Origin of the sequence: Caldisalinibacter kiritimatiensis (assembly GCF_000387765.1) — a bacterium.
GTDB classification, from domain to species: Bacteria; Bacillota; Clostridia; order Tissierellales; family Caldisalinibacteraceae; genus Caldisalinibacter; species Caldisalinibacter kiritimatiensis.
On sequence record NZ_ARZA01000209.1, the window covers coordinates 1 to 4764 of the forward strand.

The following is a 4764-nucleotide window of genomic DNA, read 5'->3' on the forward strand; positions in this document are numbered from 1 at the left end:
CAGGGGACCCTGTCCCCTACAACCCCTATTTTTTATTCTCTTACAAAATTTTCTGTACTGTTTAGATGCAGTTTTTTCCATATCTTTCACAAGCTGTATTTAACTTATTTACAAGCTATAAAATGAATATACTTTTTTATTTAAAACAAATTTGTCAACCTAATTTATTTTTTATGTTGACATTTTTCTGTCTAAATATTATTATATTAGTATGTTTGTTAACCAAAATCTGCTCATTAGTTAACAATGTTTTATTATTTCCTTCAAAGGAGGATATTAAATGTCTACAAGAGATTTAGTATACGCTTCAATATTTACTGCAATAACTGCAACATGTGCACAAATTTTTATCTATACTCCATTTTCCCCTGTACCCATAACTTTACAAGTTCTTGCAGTCTTCTTATCTGGAGCCATATTAGGAAGTAAATTAGGACTAATATCTCAATTAGTTTATATTCTTTTAGGTACTATTGGAGTACCTGTATTCGCTGGTTTTAAAGGAGGGTTACATATTATTGTAGGTCTATATGGTGGATATATAACTGCCTTTCCAATAGCCAGCTTCGTTATTGGTATACTTGTCAATCTTTATAAAGGGAAATCTCCAATAAAAAATATTGCTGTCAATATCTTTGCAATGGCAATAGGCTTAATGATTATATATATTTTCGGTGTTTGTCAATACTCACTGTTATCTAATGTAGGTTTTATTGAAGCTATACCAATATTAATAATACCATTTGTTATTCCTGACTTGATAAAACTAGCCATAGGCGGTTTTATTGCTCCTATATTGAAACGCTCATTAAAAAAAGCAGATCTTATATAAGTTATCAGCTCACATTAATTTGTGAGCTATTTTATTTTTACTTAAAATCGATTCATAAATAGCACTTAGTCAAATCAACTTTGCATTTCTAATTTTTGATTGTATCTCTAGTACCTAATACCAAGTATCTAGTATCTAAATATATTTGTCTTTTCTTGTCGTTTCCCGAATATGCAAAACAATCCTAATTTTGTTAGTATAATTAAGTAAAAATGTATTTTCCCCAAGTAATCCACAAATTATACTCACAATCCACAAAGTTATCCACATTTGTCACAGCATTTGTTACCTGCTCTCTGTCTTTTTTTCACATTATCCACAGCTTTATAATTAATATAATTTTAACATTGTGGACAAGCTGTGACTAATTTTGTGTAAAACTTCCGTCGAAAAAAACAAAGGCGACTTAGTCGCCTTTAATATCTTTTTTCTCCCAACTTTAAATTTGGTACTGCATTTAACGTTAAGTCTGCTCTATATCCTTTAATATAATCATAATATGCAGCACAACCTATCATTGCAGCATTATCAGTACATAAAATTTTTGATGGATATTTTATCTGTATTCCTTCTTCTTTACATCTCTTTCTCATAAGATTTCTTAATCCTTCATTTGCAGCTACTCCTCCTGCTAAAGTAACTATTTTTACTCCTTTATCTTTGGCTGCTTGTATAGTTTTTTCCACAAGGACTTCTATAACTGCTTGTTGAAAACTTGCTGCTACATCCTCTACTACTATGTCTTCATTCTTTTGTTTTTTAGAATTCAAATAATTAAGAACAGCAGATTTAAGTCCACTAAAGCTAAAATCATAACTTCCATCTTCTAAATATGCCCTTGGGAAATCTATAGCTTCTTCGTTTCCTTCTTTAGCTAATTTGTCTATTATAGGTCCGCCTGGGTAGCCTAATTTTAATGCTCTAGCTACTTTATCGAATGCTTCCCCCGCTGCATCGTCTCTAGTCTTTCCTAATACTTCATAGTCTCCGTAATCTTTAACATATACAAGATGAGTATGTCCTCCTGATACTACCAAACACACAAAAGGAGGCTCTAAGTCCTTATGCTCAATATAATTAGCACTTATATGACCTTCGATATGATTAACCCCAACTACTGGAATATCATTAGCAAATGCTAAAGCTTTAGCTGTGGATAATCCTACTAATAATGCTCCAACTAAACCAGGCCCATAAGTTACACCTACTACATCTATATCTTCAAAAGTTATGTTACTTTCATCTAATGCCTTTTGTACTATCATATTAATTGCTTCTACATGTTTTCTCGATGCCACTTCTGGCACTACTCCACCGAACTTTTTATGTACTTCAACTTGTGAAGATATTATATTGGACAACACTTCTCTTCCATTTTTAACTACAGCTACTGATGTTTCATCACAGGAAGTTTCTACTGCTAGAGTTATAATATCATTCATTCTACCACTCCTTATATCTTCTACCTTTATACCCCATTTTCTAACACAGAACTTATTATATCTTATAAAAAACTTAATTACTAGGGCTTTAATTATAAAAGAGTACAACGATGCATAAAAACATATATTCCTATATTCTTTAATACCCAAATCTTTAATCCCTAATCCATAATTTGTAATGTGTTTACTTCTTAGTTTAACGTTTAATAGCTATCAACCAATAGCCAAACTAATTTCATACTATATTTGCTGTCTCCTTTTACAATATTATACAACGAACTTATGTTCGTGTAAAGAGTTTTATTATAATTGTATTCGTTTACAGTTTGTGTTTTGTATGGTGTATTTTACCTAATAATACACCATCATATATGTTTTTATTTGGTGGAATTGAAAGATTATTTGTTTTAGCTATTCACATTGCACTATCTTTAATTGTATTATATAGCGTTAAAAACAGAAAAAATATTTATCTCCTTTATGCTATTTTACTTCATTCACTTGTAAACTTTTTCCCTGTAATTTTTCAAAATTTTGTTTTCTCTGAAATTTATGTATTTGTATTTGCAATTTTATCTATATATTTTATTAAAAAGCAGCAAGCTGCTTTTTTAGGGGACAGTTAACCATGTAAATGTGAAATTTTAGAATTATATCCCTAATATCACATAAATTAGTTATATAGATTTCGGATTTAAAGCCATAATAATTATATACTCTTTATAATATTAGGGAGTGGATTTTATGTCCAATGAAAAAAATTCTTTTTATACAAGACTTTCTCAATCTAATGTAATGTCAGATGGTATGCTCAAAGAAATAAGTTATGGTGATTATGCATTAATGATGGTAGCAAAGGATAGACCTTTAGAATCTAAAGCAATATATATGAACGAAAACAATAATGAACTGAAATAACAGATACTAGGTACTAGTGATTGTAAAAGCAATTTCACTAGTGTCAGAAAAAAAGTGGCTTATTTAATGCCACTTTTTTCTATTCATAATCTAATTCTGCCATGTTAGATAGAATTTCATCTACTAAATTAATATCACATTTACGTTCCTTAGTAAAATGAGTACAATTTTCACAGCTTCTTACTGTTTCTCCTAATACATTTGATTCGAAACTCATTGAATCGCGCCCTACAAAATGATATTGACTACATCTATTAGCTACTTTTCTCAGTTGTTCTTTATTAGCCATTTATAACCCTCCTTTGTAATTCTATATGGTATTATTATCTCTTTTGCAAACTAATATATACATGGAATGCAACTTAGAATTACATTCTAGTACTAGTTACTTGGTACTGTATATTAGGAAAAAATTTGAAATTAGTTTAATTATTCACCATTTGATATTCATCTTTCGCTACAAACTATATAGATTAGAGTAATAGAGTATAAAATAGTAGAAATTACAAGTAGCTCACATTTCAATATGGCTAACAATTCCTCATTCTTTTTGTATCCTCAAATTTATTATGGGATATTTTGTTCATTTTTCGTTATGTTGTCTATAAATACCCTTTTAATTTTACATTTTCAATTTTTAATTTTAAATTAATAAAAATGTATTCAGTCATTTTTTTACAAAACAATCATTATAATAAGCCTAATTATTTTTAATAATAGTATTATTCTTTTAAAGCTTAAAGTAGACATGCCTTTCTCATATTTTACATCTCCTTTAATACCTCTTCTAAACTTTAATTCATGCTCTCTTTTATAACTTAAATCTCCACCTATTTCCCCTAAAGAACCAATTTTTATTTCTCTAGCTATTATGTCAACATCACCTTTTATCTTTCCATTTATTATTAATGTGTCTACAAATCCTCTTAAGTCTGAACCTATTTCACCTTCAACTCTCATAGTATCCCCAATAACTGTCACACTACCATCAACGATACCATTATTTTCAATCACTAAGTCTTTGGTGATAAGTGTCAAATTTCTACTTATTTCCCCGGAAATATTTAATGTATTCATCCAGCCTCTTATATCTCCGTCGACTATGCCATTAACAGTAGCTTTATCAATAACTCCAAGTATATCTCCCTTTATTTCTCCTTTATTTAAAAGCTCGTCTGATACATTCATAATATCTCCTACTATTATTCCGTTATTAATAATAGTATTTTCCCATGTAATCAAATCTTTTCTCAAAATTTCATTTTCTTTTATATTAATCACTTCATCCCTAGAAATATCCTCACCATATACATTAATACTAATAAAGAAAACACTAAAAAGAATTATACTTATTGATATCACTCTATATACTTTCATTTAATCTCTCCCGCCAGTTATAATATTATATATTAATTCTATTGTAGAAATTGGGAATATATTATAAAAAAGAGAGCATAGCTGGCTTTTTAAGGGACAGGGAACTAAAATGCATAAAAGAAGACGTAAAAATAGAGAACAAAATCGACTTCGTCGATTTGTTAGTTAGTAGTTCGTTGTTAGTAGTTAGTAGCT

The 4764-nt window shown here is 29.2% G+C and carries 6 protein-coding genes; 3 read left to right on the plus strand and 3 right to left on the minus strand.

Going from position 1 to position 4764, the window contains the following annotated elements:
- Positions 1-280: 280 nt before the first annotated feature.
- The gene (locus L21TH_RS09480; protein WP_006314822.1) at positions 281-832 is read left to right on the plus strand and encodes a biotin transporter BioY; all 552 of its coding nucleotides are present in this window, start codon (positions 281-283) and stop codon (positions 830-832) included.
- Between the two features lie 416 nt (positions 833-1248).
- Here L21TH_RS09480 and tsaD read toward each other — a convergent pair whose 3' ends face one another.
- A complete protein-coding gene (tsaD, locus tag L21TH_RS09485; protein ID WP_006314823.1) occupies positions 1249-2274 on the minus strand; it encodes a tRNA (adenosine(37)-N6)-threonylcarbamoyltransferase complex transferase subunit TsaD in 1026 nt (341 codons plus the stop codon).
- A 326-nt stretch (positions 2275-2600) separates the two neighbouring features.
- On the opposite strand from tsaD, the gene L21TH_RS09490 reads away from it, so the two are divergent.
- Together L21TH_RS09490 and L21TH_RS14325 are read left to right on the plus strand one after the other, a co-directional pair.
- Positions 2601-2900 (plus strand): YhfC family glutamic-type intramembrane protease, encoded by a 300-nt coding sequence (locus tag L21TH_RS09490; RefSeq protein ID WP_278244301.1) that lies wholly within the window; start codon positions 2601-2603, stop codon positions 2898-2900.
- Positions 2901-3018: 118 nt separating this feature from the next.
- Entirely contained in the window at positions 3019-3192 is a 174-nt protein-coding gene (locus L21TH_RS14325; RefSeq protein ID WP_006314824.1) for a hypothetical protein, read from the plus strand.
- A 79-nt stretch (positions 3193-3271) separates the two neighbouring features.
- Here L21TH_RS14325 and L21TH_RS09495 read toward each other — a convergent pair whose 3' ends face one another.
- Together L21TH_RS09495 and L21TH_RS09500 are read right to left on the minus strand one after the other, a co-directional pair.
- A complete protein-coding gene (locus L21TH_RS09495; protein WP_006314825.1) occupies positions 3272-3481 on the minus strand; it encodes a hypothetical protein in 210 nt (69 codons plus the stop codon).
- 386 nt (positions 3482-3867) lie between these two features.
- Positions 3868-4569 carry a bactofilin family protein gene (locus L21TH_RS09500; RefSeq protein ID WP_006314826.1) on the minus strand — a complete coding sequence of 234 codons (702 nt, stop codon included), beginning with the start codon at positions 4567-4569 and terminating at the stop codon, positions 3868-3870.
- Positions 4570-4764: the final 195 nt, after the last annotated feature.